A 16,046-nucleotide genomic window follows, 5' to 3' on the forward strand; every position below is an offset into this window, starting at 1 on the left:
CCGTAGGCATCAAGTGGCGTGCGGGTCAGGCGGCGTGGGCGGTGCAGGGGACCGCGACGCAGTCCTCGCACACGACGAATTGCGAACGGCACGACGGATCGGGACAGTTGGCGGTGCGCTTGGTCGCGGCCCCGCACCCGACGCATTCTCCGATGACCGCGGCGTGGTCGGAGAAGTCGACGGAGCCGCGGCCGTCGAAGACGTACAGGGAACCGTCCCAGAGGCCGTCGTCGCCGTACTTCTCGCCGTATCGGACGATGCCGCCCTCGAGCTGGTAGACCTCTCCGAAGCCACGGGCCGTCATCAGGCTCGACAGCACCTCGCAGCGGATGCCGCCGGTGCAGTAGGTCACGACCGGCTTGCCCTTGAGGTCGTCGTAGACGCCCGAGTCGAGGAGCTCGACGAAGTCTCTGGTGGTCTCGGTGTCGGGCACGACCGCGCCGCGGAAGCGCCCGATCTGCGCTTCGAGCGCGTTCCTCCCGTCGAAGAACACCACATCCTCGCCGCGCTCATCGATCAGACCGTGCAGCTCTTCGGGCGTCAGACGAGTGCCGCCGCCGACGACGCCGTTCTCATCGACGCGCAGCTCCCCCGGTGCACCGAACGACACGATCTCGTCGCGCACCTTGACGCTGAGCTTCGGGAAGTCGACACTGCGCCCTTGGGCGTCCACCCCGGTGCCTTCGCTCCATTTGATGTCGGCGTCGGCGAAGGGCTGGTACGAGCGGAACGACCGCAGCCATTTCTTGAGCGCACCGATGTCACCCCCGAGAGTGCCGTTGATCCCGTCCTTCGAGATGATCAGACGCCCGCGCAGGCCCAGCGCCTCGCCGATGTCTCGCTGCCAGACGCGGATGGCGTCGGGGTCGGCGAGCGGGGTGAACGCGTAGAAGAGGACGATCTTGGGTGTTGCCACCTAGGGATCCTACGTCGTGGGCCACGGCCGATCCGAACCTGCGCTGACGCGCTGTCGAGGCGGCTACGTCACATCGCGCCTCAGGAACGCGAGCGCCCCCGCCAGAAGAGCCGCCACCATCCATCCGGCCGTCACCCCCGCGGCCAGGGAGCCGTCGAGCCGATCGGTCGCTGCGACTCCGAGCGCGCCGATGTCGAGGCGGAAGGCTTCGAGCATCACGAGGGGTGGAAGGTAGACGGCACCCGCTCCCCAGAGCATCGCGAGAAGCACCGGCCCGCTCATCGACAGGGACACGAGGAAGAGAGCCACGAGATGGACCTGCACGACCACTCCCAGTCCCATCCCCCACAGCCCTGCCACGGCGCCGAGGGCGAGTGTGGATCCGACGGTGGACCACTCCACGGGAATGCCGCCCGCGGTGACGGTCAGTGCGAGGTGACCGCCGACCATTCCTGCGAGGGACACGACCGCCCCGCCGACGACGGCGCCGGGTACGCGGACGAGCAGGGTCACCCACCGGGACTGCAGCATCAGGCGCTGAGCGATCACGCCGTCACGCCGGTCGACCGTGTAGCGGAACGAACCGTACACCGCTGCGAGAACCGCGCCGTACATCGCGATCACGGCGGTGAGCGACCCGGCGAGCGCTTCTCTGGCCTCGAGCGGAGCACCCGCGAGGTCAGGTGGGATGCTCATAGCTAGGGAGAGGGACATCAGCAGCGCCGCCACGGTCACCCCGAGGAGAACGATGTCGCCCGCGAAGCTGCGCGCCTGTGCTCGCAGGGCGCGGCCGATCACCCCACCCTCCGGCGTCCTGTGAACCACGCGACCGCCACGAGCCCTGCGGTCCATGCGAGTCCGACTCCGAGGGCGGGGGCGAACGCGAGCAGCCGGTCCTGGAATCCGGGAACCCCCACGGCGGCGATGGCCAATCCTGGCGAGAACTTCGCCACCTCGGGTGCCGTGCGCAGCAACGCGAACTCGACGACCATCGGCAGAACGAGGACGATGATCGCCGTCGCATAGTAGTTGCGGGTGATCCAGCCGACGGCTCCTCCGATGAGCGCACCGAGCACCGCACCGGCCAGCGCGCCGGCGTACAGCTGCCAGGACTGCAACGACAGAGCGAGTGTCAGCCCGTTCTCGGCCAGGACGAGGAAGATCCCCAGCGTCCAGGTGACGAAGATGCACACGGACAGCGCGATCGCGATGAGCGCCCCGGCGATGAGCTTTCCCGAGAAGGCACGTCGGAAGCCGACCCCGGTGAGGGTTCGCTCCATCGAGGAGTAGTAGTACTCGCGCGTGACCGCGTACGCCCCGACGAACGCTGCGGAGATCACCGACCACGCGAGCGGCTCCAGAAGGCGGGAGGTCGCCGTGTGGGAGTCGACCCCGGCGAGGTCGAAGCGTGAGCCGTCGGAGAACAGCACGAACAGCGGCATGAGCAGGGCCACGAGATAGACCGGCAGAACGGAGGGTCCGCTCACCGCGCGCAGCAGCTCACTGCGAATCGCGTTCCTCATGCGGACGCACCGCCGACCAGGTCGAAGTACTTGCTCTCGAGCGAATCGTCGTCGCTGGTGACCAGGTCGCCGAGCCGCCCGGCGAACAGGGCTCGTCCCTTGATGACGACGACCTCATCCACGACCTGTTCCAGTTCGGCGAGCTGATGGCTGGAGAGCAGGACGGTGCCCCCGCGTTCGGCGAAGGCGCGCAGGAACCGGCGGAGCCAGCGGATGCCGTCGGGATCCAGACCGTTGGCCGGCTCGTCCAGGACGAGTGTGCGCGGGGAACCCACCAGAGCCGTCGCCAGCCCGAGACGCTGGGCCATGCCCGTCGAGAACGTCTTCACCCGGCGACGGGCATCCGCGGCCAGCCCCACCTCGTCCAGCACCTCGTCGACCCTGCTGCGCGGTGCCCCAGCCGCGAGTCGGCAGATCTCCAGGTGTCTTCTGGCGGAGATTCCCGCTTCGAACCCGAACCCGTCCATGTGGACGCCGACGTGCGATGCGGGGTTGTCGAGGGCCGAGAACGGCACACCGTCGATCAGGCTGTCTCCGCCCGAGGGCCGGAGCAGGCCGACGATCGCTCGCAGGGTCGTCGATTTCCCGGCCCCGTTCGGGCCCAGCAGCCCGACGATCGATCCGCGCGGGACGACGAAGGACAGCTCCTCGACGGCGGTCCGCTGGCCGTACCTCTTCGTGAGTCCGCGCACCTCAATGGCGTAGTCGTTCATTCTCATCCTCTTCCGCTCTCTCGCTCTGCAGGGTCGCCAGTGGCAGCGTCACGCCCGTCGCCCAGAGCGACTGCCACACGTTTCGGACGCCGAGTTCGACGCGTGCCTGCCCCGTCGCAGGTAGTCTCGGGTTCCCGTCGGTGAGATCCACGCCCGCGACGATCACCGCCGGCAGGGTCACACCCTCCGCCGTCACGGGGAAGAGCGCGTCGAGTGGCACCTCCGTCGGTATCGCTCGCGGTCGGGTGACCGTCCCCTCGCCGACCCGCTCATCGGCGAGGATGCCGCTGCTCATCAGCACGACGCGCGCGCCTTCCGGCACTTCCGTCTCGGCGGCGCCGCCGGCGTGCAGGAGGACCACGTGGCCGCCCTGCGCCGAAAAGCCGAGCGTGGTGGTCACCGGTACGGGGATCAGGACTCCTGCGACCGCGATGGTCGAGACCAGTGCGGCGAGGACGGTGAAGAACCGCAGTCGCGAGACACCTGACCGGAAGGCGCGGTGCAGTGCCCTCGAGACGAGGACGACGCCGACGACGACCACGACGGCTTCCAGGGCGACCACGAGCAGACCGAGGACCGGTCCGCCGCCGGCGACCGCTCGAGCCGCCCGGCCGACGGCGAACAGCACCAGGACCACCGGAGCGAGCAGGCTCGCCAGGCCGAAGGGCACGCTCCACCACGTGTTCAGGCTCTTGGCCGCCCTCTGCCCGCCGAACAGGAAGCGGGTCAGGAAGTTCGCGCCGTCACGAATCGTCCGTGCTCTCAGGTTGGGCTCATCCAGCGCGCTCATGAGGGCGATGTACCCGTCGAACCGCACGAACGGGATCAGGTTGACGAGGACGATGGCAGCGCAGGCGAGCGCGAGAAGCACCAGCGTCTGGCGCACCTCGGTGTCGGGCAGCGCGAGCGCGACGAGAAGGGCCACCGCGGCGACGGCGGCATGCACGGCGGGCCCGGCCAGGGCGATCGCGACGCGTTGCCGGCGATCGGGGAGGCGCCAGCCATCGGTCACGTCGACGAAGAAGGCGGGGGTGAGATAGAAGATCATGAAGCCGGCCCTGCGGGGTCTTCCCCCGAACCTCGTGAGCGTGAGGCCGTGCGCGCCCTCGTGGAGCAGGGTCAGGAGCGAGAGCACGGCGACGAGGATCACGAGGCCGGACAACGGTATCGGCGAGGTGAGCACGCTGCGCAGCTCTCCCGCCTGCAGGATCGCCGCCACGAGTCCGAGGCCGAGCAGCACGGCGACGGTGGCACGGACCGCCCTGCCCGAGAGCGGAACGACCAGATGGTCCACGCGGCCGAACAGGGCAGGCGCTCGAAGCGTCGCGATCTGCAGGGTGAACGGGGGCCGATAGTCCCAGCGGCCAGGTGGCAGCTTCGTGTCTCCGTCGAGGAGTCCGCTCGCGCGGAAGCGAAGCACCAGACCGAGAAAGCTCTCCCACGACTCGGCGGCGGCGAAGCGCATGTGCAGAACGTGAAGCGGGGTCTCGCCGTCCAGCGCCGTCAGCATGTCGACGACCGCGCCCGAGACCCGCGACGAAGGCACGCCGTGCAGCATCACGATCCATGCCGCTTCGTCGATCCCCTTCTCGAAGGCGACGCCGGCGGCCAGGAGCGGGCGTGCGTCGGGGGTGAGCGCCGTTGCGGTCTGCGGCGCTCTTCGACGCAGGAAACTAGTCGGAGGCATCGCCAGGTGCCTCTCTCCTGGGTCCCGCGAGCGAAGTCGTGAGGAGGAGGATCTCCACTCCGTGACTCGTGCGCACGGGCGAGACGGCAGGCGGGGCGAAGCCGGCCTCCACGGCCTCTCGAGAGAGCATCTCCTGGCTGAGCACCTGCAGGCGGCTCGTGAGGACGGTCACCTCCGCACCGGCCACGAGGTCGGAGGCGCGAACCCAATTGACCACACGCGCTGCGCCGTCATGGTCCAGCTGCTGTGAGAAGAGGTAGGTCTCCTCTCCCTCGGGTCCGGGCACACCGATCTCATGGTCTCGGGGAACCGCGAGGCTCTCGGCAGCGTCGCCGCCGGCGACGGTGAAGGCGAAGACACCTCCATCGGCGAGATGCCGTCGCACGCTCGCGTAGAGGCCGGACCTCCCCGCACGATCGAGCAGCGTGATAGAGGTCGCCCCGATGATGATCAGGTCGTAGAGACGCCCCAGGAAGAAGTCGCGCATGTCCGCGACGACGCAGTCGAGCGAGGCGTGGTCCGGCAGCGCCCGTCGTAGGTGGGAGAGCATGTCGTCGGAGAGATCCATCGCGGTCACCGTCTTGCCCGATCTCACCAGCGGGATCGTCAGCCTCCCGCTCCCCGCCGCGACGTCGAGGATCGGCCCCGCGGAGTCTCTCGCGAGCGCGAGCACTTCGCGGATCTCGGCACGATCCGCGCCGACGAGCCGCTCGTAGAAGTCGGTGCCGACTCCGGCGTACAGGTCTTGTGCCGTGGGCACCGCGCCAACCGCCTCGAGTCGCGCCGACAGCGCTTCGGTGATCAGATCTGACATTCGCACATCGCCTCTCCGGGGGAACAGGGGGTGCGGGCGTGCGAGATACGCCCGCACCCCGCGGTCAGGTTGCGATCGCTGCCGCTCCGCCGATGATGGCGATGATGTAGCTGGCGTGCTCCCACCATTCGAGCGGTGCGTCGATGTGTTCGAGTTCTGTGAATTCCAGCGATTCCGTCTGCAAGGCGAACCTCCTTTGTCGAGCTTTCGAATGCTGGGTCTAGGTCAAGGCGAGAATTCCGATGATCACGCCCACGGCGAATCCGCGGATGTAGTCATCGGTGTCGTTCAGGGCCTCCATGGCCTCGAGTTCCGTGAACTCGAGCGTCGGCATTGCGGTGTGCATCCTTACCTCCCTTCCGCTTCTCGTGTTCCGCCACCAGAGGTCACGTCGCGGCGGCTGCGCCGATCCCGATGAGAACCAGCGCACCTATCGCGCCCTGATAGAAGCTCTCCCAGCTGGGGGCCTCCATCGTTTCCAGTTCCTGGAACCGGATACTCGTCTCCTCATTTCTGCCCATCTAATTCACCTCCTTCGAAAGCACGGTCGATGGTCGGCGATCTGCGCCGACCGGCTCAGGGCTCCAGCACGATTCGCGGAGCAGATCACGGAAGTCGCCCGCGATGAGACCGGGGAGCATCGGCCGGCGATTTCCCCATGCCGCTTCGGTGGCGGCGGAGATGCGGTCCACGTCATGAGCGCTCGGCTCGGGCGGACGCGGAATCCCCCAGCGGTCGAGGAGCGCAGCGATCCCGGCGGGCGGTTCGACGGGCAATGTCGTTCCGATCGACGCCCGCGCCCAGAACCCCTCCAGGCTCTTTCGATCGCCCCAGCGCGTGTCTCCCGAGCAGATTCGTCGCCAGACCGCGGCGATGACCGCCGCCGTGGCGACGATCTTGCGGACCTGCAGCAGAAAGGCGACTTCGTTCGCCACATACCAATGACGGGCACTGTAGGGATCCCGCCCTCTGAGCGCCGCGCTGCGCTGGGTCGCGGCGCTCAGTCGCGCGATGCGGAGCCTTCCCGCCGCCGAGTCGGGGTCGCGGGTCGCCGCGTCGATGAGCGCTCGGCCGAGGGCGACGGCGTCGCGGTTCCCTCTGGCGCTTCTCCGCGCGCTCGTCGAGGCGCCCGCCAGACGGAGGAACGCCTCCAGCGCTCCCTCCCTCACGGCTTCGGGCGTGAGGGAGGTGAGGTTGCAGGGATCGATGATCGCGTGCCGTGGTCTCAGGGCGTGTCCCACGATGAGTCGGTGACCGCGGTCGGTCGTGAGGATGCCGACGCTGTTCGTCTCGGACGACGTGCCCAGCGTCGTCGGCACGGCGATGATGTCCACAGCCGGCAGGGCGTCGGGCAGGAACGTGAGCGCCGACCTCGACGCATGCCCGATCGCGTAGTCGAACACGCGCCCGCGGGCGAGCGCCAGTGCGGCGATCTTGCTGGCGTCGAGCACGGTTCCTCCGCCGACGGCCACGATGACGCTCGGCGACCGGTGGACGATCTCCTGCGCCATCGTGACGACGGCTGCCACGTTCACCGCGGGTGCGTCGATCGTCACCGTTCTCGCCGAGTGGCCGTCCAGGAAGGGGGCCGCGACAGCCGCGTCCGCCACCACGAGAGTCTCGCGGCCCGCCGTGAGGCGCTCCATCATCTGCCGGGCGATCCCTTCTCCGTGCCACAGGGTGGGAACTCGACCAGCGAAGTCCGAGGTCATGCGGATGCCTCCTGCGCCTGAGCCAGCCCTGAGCGGATGGCTGCGCCCACCTCATGCAGCTCGTCCGCGGTGAACCCGTAGGCGGGAATCAGCTCGATCGAGCTGGGACCGGGCTGCACCAGGACGCCGTTGCGCGCGATGGCCGCGACGGCGCGGAGCACCTCCGCCCCGGAGAGCGGGGCCTGATCCTCGGTGCGAAGCCCGAGCCCGATGAAGCACCCTCTTCCGGTGATCTCCGTGACCACGCCGTCCGACAGCAACGACGTCGCCAACTCCCCCAGCCCGGCTCCCAGCGCTCGGGCGGTCGATTCCACATCGATGCGGCGCAGTTCCTCGATCACCGCGATGATGGCCGCCGCGCAGGCCGGGGTCCCCGCCTGCGTCTCGCCGTGGACGAACGTCCAGCCCCCGCGGACGAATTCGGAAGCGACCCGGTCACCCACCAGGAGCGCCGCGGCGCCCATCGCGCCGTTTGTCAGTGCCTTGGAGAGGATCAGGACGTCCGGTGCCGCCGCCCAGGTGTCGGTGGCGAGCATCGTCCCGGTGCGGCCGAACCCCGTGGCGACCTCATCGGCGACGATCAGGAAGCCGTACTCCTCCCTGAGGGCGAGGAGGCGATCGATGAACGCTTCCGACAGTGCGTACGCGCCGCTGCCGAGGACGGGTTCCACGACGACCGACGCCACCCTGGATCCTTCTCGCTTGAGCAGCGTCTCCAGCTCTTCGCCGTCGTCGCTGTGAGAGACGTGTCTCACCGCTCTGCGGTCGACGAAGTAGGCGGATTGGAGGAGGTCGTCTCCGCTCAGGGCATGGCTTCCGTACATCGTGCCGTGATAGCCGCCTCTGAGGCCGACCACGATCGAACGGGACCCGCCCGACTTCTGCGACCAGTACTGGCGTGCGAGCTTCATCGCGGCGTCATTCGCCGCCCCGCCCGACGTGGAGAAGATGACGCGGCGGTAGCGGCTCGGGTCCGCCAATTCGATGAGGGCTTCCGACGCGTCTTGCGCGTACCGATGGGGCGCTCTGAACAACGACAGGTACGAGGCGTCACGCGTGGCCCTGTCCACCGCGTCGGCGACCGCCGGGTTCCCGAAGCCGAGCGGAACGTTCCACAGACCGCTCGTCGCGCACAGACGTGTGGATCCGTCAGCGAACTCGATGCGGTTCCCGGCCGCGCCGACGGCCACGCGGTCGTGCGTGAAGATCTCGTCCGCGGGGAGCATCGACGTCCACAGCGCGTGCGGCAGGCTCACCCTTCGACCTCCTCGGTTCGGCAGCGCGCATCGTCGGGCGTGCCGACGTGGACGCTGAGCGCCGTGCGGGCTTCGCGGCACAGGGCGCGGGCGTCGGATGTCGCTATGCCGAGCCGTCGAGCCACGCGGTCGGCCGCGACCTCGGTCGAACGGGAGGTCTGCATGGCGGCGACGACGACGGCCGTCGACTCCGACAGCAGTTGGCGGCGCAGGGATCCGATGTCCGCGAGCAGGAAACCGTCGTCGGTGTCGAGCAGGAACGGATCCGTGGCCAGCGGTTCGGCGTCGGCGCGCCCGTCATCGATCAGCGACCAGCCGAATCCGGAGATCTTGGCGGTCGCAGTCTCCAGCCGGAGCATCTTGATGAGGTCCGTTGCTCCGAGGTATCGCGCGATCCACTCGCGACTCGCCAGGTCGGCTGCGAGCACATCACGGGGCACGACGCCTCCCAGTGCCGCAGCACCGGGCAGCGGAACCGTGAGCAGCGCCTCGAGATCGGCGGTGCTGCCGAGGATCTCGCCCTGCAGGCCCAGGCTGACCGCGCCGTCCGGGCTCAGTCTGAGAGCGCTCGGGGCCTCCAGCCCATCCGGCCTCACCAGCGCAGCGCGATCGGCGAGAAGCACCCGCGGATCGGTCAACGCCGAGGGGAAGACTCCGGTGCGGCGCGCGAGCTCCGCATCGTCGAGGAAGGCACGCCAGCTGGTCTCATCGAAGAAGCGGACGGCAGTGGGACCGATGATCTGCACGAACGCCGCCGCGACGTAGTCCTGGAGCTCGACGCCGCGTTCGCCGAAGAAGAGCTCGTCGCCGACCTCGCGCAGCGCGCCGCTGTACCGGGCGGTGCCGGCCAGCCCGTCATACGGCGCGCTCTCCGCCGGCAACAGGACCACGTCGTCGTGACCGGCCACGTCGTCGAGGTCGTTGACGTCTGCTCCGCTCTCGAGGAGGAAGATCCGGGAGTGCTCCGTATGCTCGCCGGTGATCCATTCGCGCAGCGCCCTGGCGCCGAAGAGCTCCGGCTGAGCAGCGTGGTCGTCGTCTCGCATCAGAGGCCTTCGTCCCGGCTCGCGGCCACGTCGAGACCCGCCGCTGCCAGGTCGCCGCGGACCTCCCGCACCACGGGAGCGACGCTGCTCGCGCGCCTGTCGAGCTCGGCAGCGAGCAGGGACACCGCCGCCGACTCGTCTCCCGTCGCGATCAGACATTCGGCCGCACGCGCGGCGTCGACCCCGAGGCGGAACCGACGACGAGTCACGGGATCCACCAGCAGATACTCGTCATCGCCGCCGGTCAGCAGGAACGGCGCGTCGGCGGATACGACGCCCAGGAGCGCGGGGAGTTCGTCGAGCGCGCGCACGATGTGCCCACCGAACCCCGAGATCGCCAGACGCGCCGGGATCCCGTCCCACTGACGCAGTATCTCGAGCGCCGCCACGTACCGCGCGAGCCACCGTCTGTCGTCGAGGTCGGCCTCGAACATGCCGCGGTCGACGATGCGCGCGAAGGCCCGCCCTCGGCCCGCGCCGTCGACGGCGCGGGCCTCGACGTCCGCACGCTCATCTCCGACCTCCCCGATAACGAGTCCGTCGGGGCCGTCCCGGTACTCGCCGTCTGCGCTCACGTGGACCCGCACGAGAGCGTCCGGCTCGTGGTCGGTCCCGACGAAGGAGACGAGAGAGTCGATGAGAACGGCGCTGCTCAGCAGCTGCTCGACGAAGACGCCGGTTTCCCTCGCCGTGTCGGCGTCGCTGAAGAAGGCGGCCACGCCTTCCGCGCTGCACTGCCGGATGACGGTGGGCCCGACGATCGACACGAAGGGCACGGCGACGTACTCCTGCAGTTCGAGCGTCTGCCTGCCGTCGAAGGTCAGCTGGTCACCGGGCCTGCAGAAGCGCCCGTCGTATTCGACGACGCGCGGATCGCTCCGCACGGCCGTGCCCGCCGGGGTGAAGACGACGTCCCCCGGCCTGCTCCCGCTCAGCACCGCCTCGAGGTGCGTGCCGGATTCCAGGAAGAACACCGCTCCCTCGACGAAACCGCGCCGTGCGCTCACATACTGCTCGAAAGCCGTCGCGGTGCGGTGGCCGCTTCGTGTCGCCGTCGAACTCGCCTGCATGCTTCCCCCAGAGAAACGTCGTATCACGATAGAAGGCGATACGTCCTCAGATGAGGCTATCCAGACGGCATGTGACGTGCAATATTTCACATCCGGGGGTGCCGAAGGTCCGGGTGTCGGCGATCTGTCCTGTCGCACGCCCGGCATCGGATAGGATGGACAGGTTGTTCCTTGGTGACGTGTCCGAGCGGCCGAAGGAGCACGCTTGGAAAGCGTGTGTTGTGCAAGCAACCGCGGGTTCGAATCCCGCCGTCACCGCCACGATGAAGGCCCCGACTCCCCTACGAAACACAGGGAAGGCGGGGCCTTTCTCGTGGGCTGACCTATGCCCGTGGCAACACTTCGGCAACAACCGCCGCACGGCGAGCCTGATCGAGAGCGTCAGCGACGCCGTCGAGGTCGTCGTCGAACAGGTCCGCGTAGGTGTCGAGCGTCATGCTCGCCGAGGCGTGCCCGAGCATCCGCTGTACGGCCTTCACGTTCGCGCCGGCCGAGATCGCGAGCGACGCCGCGGTGTGCCTGAGGTCGTGCGGGGTCACCCTGGGGAACTCGTCGTCAGCCTCGCGCACCCGCTTGACCGCGAAGGCGAACCACCCGCGCACGCTGTTGGGTAGCCGCATGTGCGTCACGCCGTCGCCGAACAGGAGATCCTCGCGCCGCTTGCCCTCGCACAGCCGCGCGATCTCGAGCGACAGGAACGCGGGGTAGGGCACCGAGCGCGCCTCGTGCGTCTTCGGCGTCCCGACGTGCACCACTCCCCCGACGAGCACCGCGTTCTCCTGGACGCTCACGCGTCGCCTGAGCGCGTCTACGTGCTTGACCCGCAGTCCGGTAGCCTCACCCCAGCGGAGGCCCGTATACGCCAGAAAGAGGACCAGCACGGGGTACGTGGCTGCCGCGGCGAGTGCGGCGACCTGCTCGTGCGTCAGGTAGGGCTTTGACTTCGGCACCTTCCGAGGCAGCGCGACACCTCGGGCGACATTGCGACTCACCCGCCGATACTTCACCGCGACGTCAAGCACCGCGGCGAGCACGCCGTGCGCGCGCAGCACGGTCGTGGCAGCACGGTCGCGCGAGAGCTCGGCCACCCAGTCTTGCACCTCGGAGTGCTTCACACTCCCGACCGCGCGAGCACCCCAGCGAGCCTGCACGTGCGTCTCCCACGAGCCCCGGAGCGCTGGTAGCTCGACGGCTTCATGACCTGCTCACGCGCCCTGAGCCACGCCGTAGCGATCGACGCAACATCCTCCCGGGCATCGGCCGGGTTGACATAGTCGCCTTTCGCCTTCCCGACCTCGACCACGCGCGGCATCCTGCGCGAGACGTGGTCCTTCGACAAGCGAGGTACCTACCGCCACGGCCTCGACTTCTTCAGCACCGACTCATCCCGCCAGAAGAAGAAGATCGGGGTGCATCTGGCCGACGACGCCCTCATTCTCTGGCACGGCACATACGACCTTCTGCACCGCGACGGCGAGACCGGGATCGTCGTGAGCGCAGAGGGCGTCGACGACCACGATGCGGCGCACCGCCGCGACGTCCGCCACGTTCGCGCCGTCGCACGCCGCGAGGGCCTCAAGATCAAGGTCCGCGATCGAGACGTCACGCTGCTGGACCAGGCTGGCATCGTCCTACACACCGGCACGGCCCTCACGACGCTCGCATTCATCGCGGGCGTCGACCTGGACAAGCCCGCAGAGGAGCCCCGCGGATGACCATCACTGAGGAACAGTTCACCCGCGAGCATGCCGAAGAGCTCTGCGCGTTCGCCATCGGCCCGAGTGGCCCCGACGGGATCTTCATCCTTGATCTCGACGGGAGGGCCGCCACAGAAGCACTCAGCAAGAACGTGGCCACAGCTCTAGCGACGCGCCTCGTCGAACTGGCTGCACAGCTGCCGAGCCGCCACGGATCCTCCGCAGGGCGACCGATGTGGACCGCCACTTACGAGCACTGGACGGTTAGGACGGCCGCACTCCCAGGTGGAGGCACTCCTCACGCGTGAGTGCCTCTACCCGGGAGCAGAGAGCCCCCGGGCTCCCAGAGCCTGACGGGCCCTAGTCGACGCCAAACAGCTTCGCGGTTTTCTCCACGTGCGCGCCGCCGTCCTTCTGCGGCATCTTCCGAGCGGCGACAACTATCGACCGTCGGATCTCCAGGGCCGGGTCATATCCGGAGCCGACGAGGTACTGGATCCCGGCTAGCGAGAGAAGGGAGACTGCGTCGTCCAGAATCTCGGTCAGACGGTCAGGATCAGGGTGGCCTATGGAGTGATATTGGCCGGGTCGCCATTCCACCCGATCGACGAATGTCTGGAGCTCGAGAATGGCCCAGTCCTTTCCGTGAGCTGCCGCGCTGCATACTCGCCAGTTAGCTTCGTGTCGGTCTGGGTCCTGGTTAGTCTCGGTCGCTGCATCCCGAATCATGCTGACCATCGACGGGAGCCTGTCAGTGTTAGGCCCGAACTCGACCAGCTCCGCCGCGGCTGCCTCGTGAAAGACCACGCGTGCGTCGACGGGCCCAACGTCCGACCCCATCGCAAGCCAGGCAAGTCTCTGCTCACGCAGATCGTGACGGACTGCCCGGACAAGTCTGGTCTTCGCAACATCTACCGTCTTTGCCCGACTCAACCAAAGAGACTGCGCCGCTCCCTCAATCGCCCCTCGCATCAGCGTGAACGACCACCGGAAACCCTCATGATGAACGACGACCCCCTCCGGCTGCTCCAAAGGCACCGCATGGTTGGCCCAGATACGAATGTGATCAAGGGCCGAGCGCAAGCCTTCTCGCGTCCACTGGCTAAATGCCTCACGCGGATACGCGTCATCCACAACGTTGAAGTAGCTGCCAAGTTGCGGTCGACTACACCGCTCCACGATGTCATCAAAGGCTCGAACCTTGAGCGCGAGCTCCGCCCACTGCTGAACAGTCGCTTCGTCGACGCGCACAGAACGATCACTCACATCGCGAGACTATCCACTCACCAAGTACCAGCGCGACACCTTCGAGGGCGAATAGGTTGTCGCGATGGGGTTAGGGTTACTATGACCCTATGTCACCCGATGCGGCATACGACCAGCTCTCCCGAGCGCTCGAGATGCGCGCCCCGAAGTGCAACGGTGACCCCCGCTTCACGGAAGACCGCATCACGCCCACGGTCGCGAAAGAACTCGCCGAGATCTGCTGGACATGCGACGTCGCACTCCTCTGCCGTCAGTATGCGAACGTCGCGGACCCGAAGATTGGGTACTGGGCAGGCCACCGCGCCACCCCCAGGCCACCCACGTCGAACGCCGGCCGCCGCGGCGCAGCCAAGCAGACCCGCCCGAAGCGCGACACCGCTGCTACCGCCGCGGCGAAACGAATCGCCTGGTGCCGCGCCCACGCCGCACGCCTGCGCGACGCCGTCTCGCGCGGGGAGATCGAACCCTGGTACCTAGACACTGCAGCGCACTACGAGGCGGAGGCGGACCAACACGAGCACGCGAGCGGGGCCGCCTGATGCCCGCCCCGCTCGCACCCGCGACGCGCAGCGCGATCGCCGACGACATCCGCATCGGCGAGCTCGGACGCAATGCGATCGCCAGGAAGCACCATGTGGCCGCCGGGACCGTCACCAACATCGCCCGACACGAAGGCCTCTGGTTCGGTGACGACTGGCGAACCAGTATCGGCACCTACGCACACCGAGTCGACTGCGACCTCAAGCGCCAACAACGCGAAGCGGAGCTGATGAACGACCTGCTCGCACTCCCCCAGACGACACGCCAGCGCGACGGCCGCGAGACGAAAGCCCACCGGCGCCTCAGCTACCAGCTATACGATCTCCACCGGCACCACGCGTGACTTCCGCCATGATTGCAGAATGGATGATGTTCCCTGGACGCAGATTGTCACAGCAAGTGCGACGTTGATCGCCGGCGCATCCGGGTACCTGCTAGGCGGCATCAACGAGGCTCGTCGTGACCGACGAATGGCCGTTCGCGAACGTGAGGCTCGCGCGGAAGACCGGGATGCGCTGGCAACACAGAAGCGCCACGAGTTCCAGCTAAAGACGTTGCTTGAACTCCAAGACGCGATCCAGCAGATGGCGAGACTCACCGGGCGCGCAATGTTCTTCGACCACATGCAAGCACGCGAGGGGAAGCAAACCCAACTCCCATCGGAACTTAGCGATGCGATGCACGTCAACGGGGTGGACGTGAACCGGCTCCGTACCCGCCTGCTCGACACGGAGCTCCGTGCAGCAGTCGACAGCTTTCGGTCTGCTTCGATCGCGGCCAGCCTCGATCCTGGCGTCTACGAAGGCCGTAGCGGCAATGACGTGGAGAACGCCGCCTTTGCCCGATCGTCGCGCTTCGCCGAGCACGTCGAGCGCATGATGGACGAGCTTGGTGCCGCATTGCGCACTGAGCTCGAGTGGACCCCAACACCTCCCGCAACATGAGATGACGAGTAGTCCGCTCGGGAATCGCAGAACGCGGCTCAGCTGTTCGTGGGAACTGCCTGCCGCGCTCTACACGCCACGATACCAAAGAGAAACGCGGCCCGGCTGTCCGAGGGGACTGCCTGTCGCGTTCCTGGCACGACCCTACTCCTCGCCTTCCGACTCGATCGGTCACACCTACGCGCGCACGCGTCAGGCGTGTACGCGTGTACGGCATCACGAGGCAGATCCGCTTCCTGCAACGCTCATGGAGCCGTCCCGCCAACGTCGGGCGCTACTCCGGCGAAGCGTTCCTGAGCTTTCGCCGCTGTGTGGCTTCCCTCACGCCAGGCTCGGATGATTTGACCCACGATCTCGACTTGCCTTCTCTGAACCGTCGACCCTTCGCCACTGTCCCCGATACGATCGATCGCATACTGCATTTGTTTGGTGGCGTCCGCGTCGGCGCCTCTTGCGACCATGCGGGCCAGGCTAGCTGACGCGCTGAGTTTCCGTCGGTGGCGTGAGCGGCCACCCCTTGGCTGTCGCTAGTTCGCGCATCCGCTCCCCGATCTCCTCCATGGTGCGTTGCAGCGCCGCGTCGAGATTCCGCTCGTACCGGTCTGCCGCGTCCTTCTTCGACCGAGCTCGATCGAGCAGCCAAGAGCCGAGCAACGCGATCAGCGCGCCGACCACTGTTGCGAGGAGCGTAGCGACGAATGTTTCGCCACCGCCGCCACCAACAGAGTCCGCTATGCGCTCAAGCTGACAGCTGATTCGATACTCTTCACAGTCCACAATCGGCACTTTATCGAGCGGTGGGTCCGCCACCGTTGCGCCCCAGCGCGCACCCGGGTGGTGAGGCCTCGGCGGCAACGCGGTG

Annotated in this window: 22 protein-coding genes and 1 tRNA gene; 7 read left to right on the top strand and 16 right to left on the bottom strand. The window is 67.8% G+C overall.

The window, feature by feature from the left end; translation table 11 throughout:
* Nucleotides 1–25: 25 nt before the first annotated feature.
* The 13 genes from ACP699_RS07285 to mpaB (ACP699_RS07345) form a co-directional block, all read right to left on the bottom strand.
* A complete protein-coding gene (locus tag ACP699_RS07285; RefSeq protein ID WP_288969732.1) occupies nt 26–916 on the bottom strand; it encodes a rhodanese-related sulfurtransferase in 891 nt (296 codons plus the stop codon).
* A gap of 63 nt (nt 917–979) precedes the next feature.
* Nucleotides 980–1,714, bottom strand: a complete 735-nt coding sequence (locus ACP699_RS07290; RefSeq protein WP_055865364.1) for a hypothetical protein — start codon at nt 1,712–1,714, stop codon at nt 980–982.
* A complete protein-coding gene (locus ACP699_RS07295) occupies nt 1,711–2,439 on the bottom strand; it encodes an ABC transporter permease (protein ID WP_055865367.1) in 729 nt (242 codons plus the stop codon). Before ACP699_RS07295 ends, ACP699_RS07290 begins: the two co-directional genes overlap by 4 nt.
* The gene (locus ACP699_RS07300) at nt 2,436–3,152 is read right to left on the bottom strand and encodes an ATP-binding cassette domain-containing protein (RefSeq protein WP_055874017.1); all 717 of its coding nucleotides are present in this window, start codon (nt 3,150–3,152) and stop codon (nt 2,436–2,438) included. The genes ACP699_RS07295 and ACP699_RS07300 overlap by 4 nt, the downstream gene beginning before the upstream one ends.
* Nucleotides 3,133–4,839: a daptide biosynthesis intramembrane metalloprotease gene (mpaP, locus tag ACP699_RS07305; protein WP_288969729.1), complete on the bottom strand. Its 1,707-nt coding sequence runs from the start codon at nt 4,837–4,839 to the stop codon at nt 3,133–3,135. The genes ACP699_RS07300 and mpaP overlap by 20 nt, the downstream gene beginning before the upstream one ends.
* Nucleotides 4,826–5,653, bottom strand: a complete 828-nt coding sequence (gene mpaM, locus ACP699_RS07310) for a daptide-type RiPP biosynthesis methyltransferase (RefSeq protein WP_426170323.1) — start codon at nt 5,651–5,653, stop codon at nt 4,826–4,828. The genes mpaP and mpaM overlap by 14 nt, the downstream gene beginning before the upstream one ends.
* 64 nt (nt 5,654–5,717) lie before the next feature.
* Complete coding sequence (gene mpaA3 / locus ACP699_RS07315) at nt 5,718–5,837, bottom strand: MpaA3 family daptide-type RiPP (RefSeq protein WP_017829101.1); 120 nt, start codon at nt 5,835–5,837, stop codon at nt 5,718–5,720.
* Between the two features lie 36 nt (nt 5,838–5,873).
* Entirely contained in the window at nt 5,874–5,999 is a 126-nt protein-coding gene (gene mpaA2, locus ACP699_RS07320) for an MpaA2 family daptide-type RiPP (RefSeq protein ID WP_255162400.1), read from the bottom strand.
* A 40-nt stretch (nt 6,000–6,039) separates the two neighbouring features.
* Complete coding sequence (gene mpaA1 / locus ACP699_RS07325) at nt 6,040–6,174, bottom strand: MpaA1 family daptide-type RiPP (RefSeq protein ID WP_017829103.1); 135 nt, start codon at nt 6,172–6,174, stop codon at nt 6,040–6,042.
* Complete coding sequence (gene mpaC / locus ACP699_RS07330; protein ID WP_426170327.1) at nt 6,175–7,365, bottom strand: daptide-type RiPP biosynthesis dehydogenase; 1,191 nt, start codon at nt 7,363–7,365, stop codon at nt 6,175–6,177.
* A complete protein-coding gene (mpaD, locus tag ACP699_RS07335; protein WP_426170329.1) occupies nt 7,362–8,621 on the bottom strand; it encodes a daptide-type RiPP biosynthesis aminotransferase in 1,260 nt (419 codons plus the stop codon). The genes mpaC and mpaD overlap by 4 nt, the downstream gene beginning before the upstream one ends.
* Entirely contained in the window at nt 8,618–9,667 is a 1,050-nt protein-coding gene (gene mpaB, locus ACP699_RS07340) for a daptide biosynthesis RiPP recognition protein (protein ID WP_426170331.1), read from the bottom strand. The genes mpaD and mpaB (ACP699_RS07340) overlap by 4 nt, the downstream gene beginning before the upstream one ends.
* Nucleotides 9,667–10,674 carry a daptide biosynthesis RiPP recognition protein gene (gene mpaB / locus ACP699_RS07345; protein ID WP_426170333.1) on the bottom strand — a complete coding sequence of 336 codons (1,008 nt, stop codon included), beginning with the start codon at nt 10,672–10,674 and terminating at the stop codon, nt 9,667–9,669. Before mpaB (ACP699_RS07345) ends, mpaB (ACP699_RS07340) begins: the two co-directional genes overlap by 1 nt.
* Before the next feature lie 236 nt (nt 10,675–10,910).
* Between mpaB (ACP699_RS07345) and ACP699_RS07350 the strand changes: the two genes are divergently transcribed.
* Nucleotides 10,911–10,998: transfer RNA gene (locus ACP699_RS07350), tRNA-Ser, on the top strand.
* A gap of 62 nt (nt 10,999–11,060) precedes the next feature.
* On the opposite strand, the gene ACP699_RS07355 is transcribed toward ACP699_RS07350, so the two are convergent.
* Nucleotides 11,061–11,888 carry a tyrosine-type recombinase/integrase gene (locus tag ACP699_RS07355; protein ID WP_426170335.1) on the bottom strand — a complete coding sequence of 276 codons (828 nt, stop codon included), beginning with the start codon at nt 11,886–11,888 and terminating at the stop codon, nt 11,061–11,063.
* A gap of 258 nt (nt 11,889–12,146) precedes the next feature.
* Between ACP699_RS07355 and ACP699_RS07360 the strand changes: the two genes are divergently transcribed.
* Both ACP699_RS07360 and ACP699_RS07365 read left to right on the top strand, forming a co-directional pair.
* Nucleotides 12,147–12,452: a hypothetical protein gene (locus tag ACP699_RS07360; protein WP_426170337.1), complete on the top strand. Its 306-nt coding sequence runs from the start codon at nt 12,147–12,149 to the stop codon at nt 12,450–12,452.
* Nucleotides 12,449–12,742 carry a hypothetical protein gene (locus ACP699_RS07365; protein ID WP_055865393.1) on the top strand — a complete coding sequence of 98 codons (294 nt, stop codon included), beginning with the start codon at nt 12,449–12,451 and terminating at the stop codon, nt 12,740–12,742. The genes ACP699_RS07360 and ACP699_RS07365 overlap by 4 nt, the downstream gene beginning before the upstream one ends.
* A gap of 52 nt (nt 12,743–12,794) precedes the next feature.
* On the opposite strand, the gene ACP699_RS07370 is transcribed toward ACP699_RS07365, so the two are convergent.
* The gene (locus ACP699_RS07370; RefSeq protein WP_157535558.1) at nt 12,795–13,700 is read right to left on the bottom strand and encodes a hypothetical protein; all 906 of its coding nucleotides are present in this window, start codon (nt 13,698–13,700) and stop codon (nt 12,795–12,797) included.
* Between the two features lie 89 nt (nt 13,701–13,789).
* Between ACP699_RS07370 and ACP699_RS07375 the strand changes: the two genes are divergently transcribed.
* From ACP699_RS07375 to ACP699_RS07390, 4 genes are all read left to right on the top strand, one after another.
* The gene (locus ACP699_RS07375; RefSeq protein WP_426170340.1) at nt 13,790–14,239 is read left to right on the top strand and encodes a hypothetical protein; all 450 of its coding nucleotides are present in this window, start codon (nt 13,790–13,792) and stop codon (nt 14,237–14,239) included.
* Nucleotides 14,239–14,583: a hypothetical protein gene (locus ACP699_RS07380; protein WP_055865404.1), complete on the top strand. Its 345-nt coding sequence runs from the start codon at nt 14,239–14,241 to the stop codon at nt 14,581–14,583. The genes ACP699_RS07375 and ACP699_RS07380 overlap by 1 nt, the downstream gene beginning before the upstream one ends.
* Nucleotides 14,584–14,602: 19 nt before the next feature.
* Entirely contained in the window at nt 14,603–15,184 is a 582-nt protein-coding gene (locus ACP699_RS07385) for a DUF3824 domain-containing protein (protein WP_157535559.1), read from the top strand.
* A gap of 206 nt (nt 15,185–15,390) precedes the next feature.
* Complete coding sequence (locus tag ACP699_RS07390; protein ID WP_426170342.1) at nt 15,391–15,663, top strand: hypothetical protein; 273 nt, start codon at nt 15,391–15,393, stop codon at nt 15,661–15,663.
* Here the strand turns inward: ACP699_RS07390 and ACP699_RS07395 are convergent.
* Nucleotides 15,656–15,994, bottom strand: coding sequence for a hypothetical protein (locus ACP699_RS07395; RefSeq protein WP_426170344.1), 339 nt, complete (start codon nt 15,992–15,994; stop codon nt 15,656–15,658). The genes ACP699_RS07390 and ACP699_RS07395 overlap by 8 nt on opposite strands.
* Between the last annotated feature and the right edge of the window lie 52 nt (nt 15,995–16,046).

The organism is Microbacterium sp. DWRC1-3 (assembly GCF_049896645.1).
In the GTDB taxonomy this organism is placed as follows: domain Bacteria; phylum Actinomycetota; class Actinomycetes; order Actinomycetales; family Microbacteriaceae; genus Microbacterium; species Microbacterium maritypicum.

Bases quoted from the DNA above. Each gene is read 5' to 3' on its own strand.
- ACP699_RS07295 (WP_055865367.1), bottom strand. From the start codon at position 2,439: ATGAGGAACGCGATTCGCAGTGAGCTGCTGCGCGCGGTGAGCGGACCC.
- ACP699_RS07300 (WP_055874017.1), bottom strand. From the start codon at position 3,152: ATGAACGACTACGCCATTGAGGTGCGCGGACTCACGAAGAGGTACGGC.
- mpaP (WP_288969729.1), bottom strand. From the start codon at position 4,839: ATGCCTCCGACTAGTTTCCTGCGTCGAAGAGCGCCGCAGACCGCAACG.
- mpaM (WP_426170323.1), bottom strand. From the start codon at position 5,653: ATGTCAGATCTGATCACCGAAGCGCTGTCGGCGCGACTCGAGGCGGTT.
- mpaA2 (WP_255162400.1), bottom strand. From the start codon at position 5,999: ATGCACACCGCAATGCCGACGCTCGAGTTCACGGAACTCGAGGCCATG.
- mpaA1 (WP_017829103.1), bottom strand. From the start codon at position 6,174: ATGGGCAGAAATGAGGAGACGAGTATCCGGTTCCAGGAACTGGAAACG.
- mpaC (WP_426170327.1), bottom strand. From the start codon at position 7,365: ATGACCTCGGACTTCGCTGGTCGAGTTCCCACCCTGTGGCACGGAGAA.
- mpaB (WP_426170331.1), bottom strand. From the start codon at position 9,667: ATGCGAGACGACGACCACGCTGCTCAGCCGGAGCTCTTCGGCGCCAGG.
- ACP699_RS07365 (WP_055865393.1), top strand. From the start codon at position 12,449: ATGACCATCACTGAGGAACAGTTCACCCGCGAGCATGCCGAAGAGCTC.
- ACP699_RS07375 (WP_426170340.1), top strand. From the start codon at position 13,790: ATGTCACCCGATGCGGCATACGACCAGCTCTCCCGAGCGCTCGAGATG.
- ACP699_RS07380 (WP_055865404.1), top strand. From the start codon at position 14,239: ATGCCCGCCCCGCTCGCACCCGCGACGCGCAGCGCGATCGCCGACGAC.
- ACP699_RS07385 (WP_157535559.1), top strand. From the start codon at position 14,603: ATGGATGATGTTCCCTGGACGCAGATTGTCACAGCAAGTGCGACGTTG.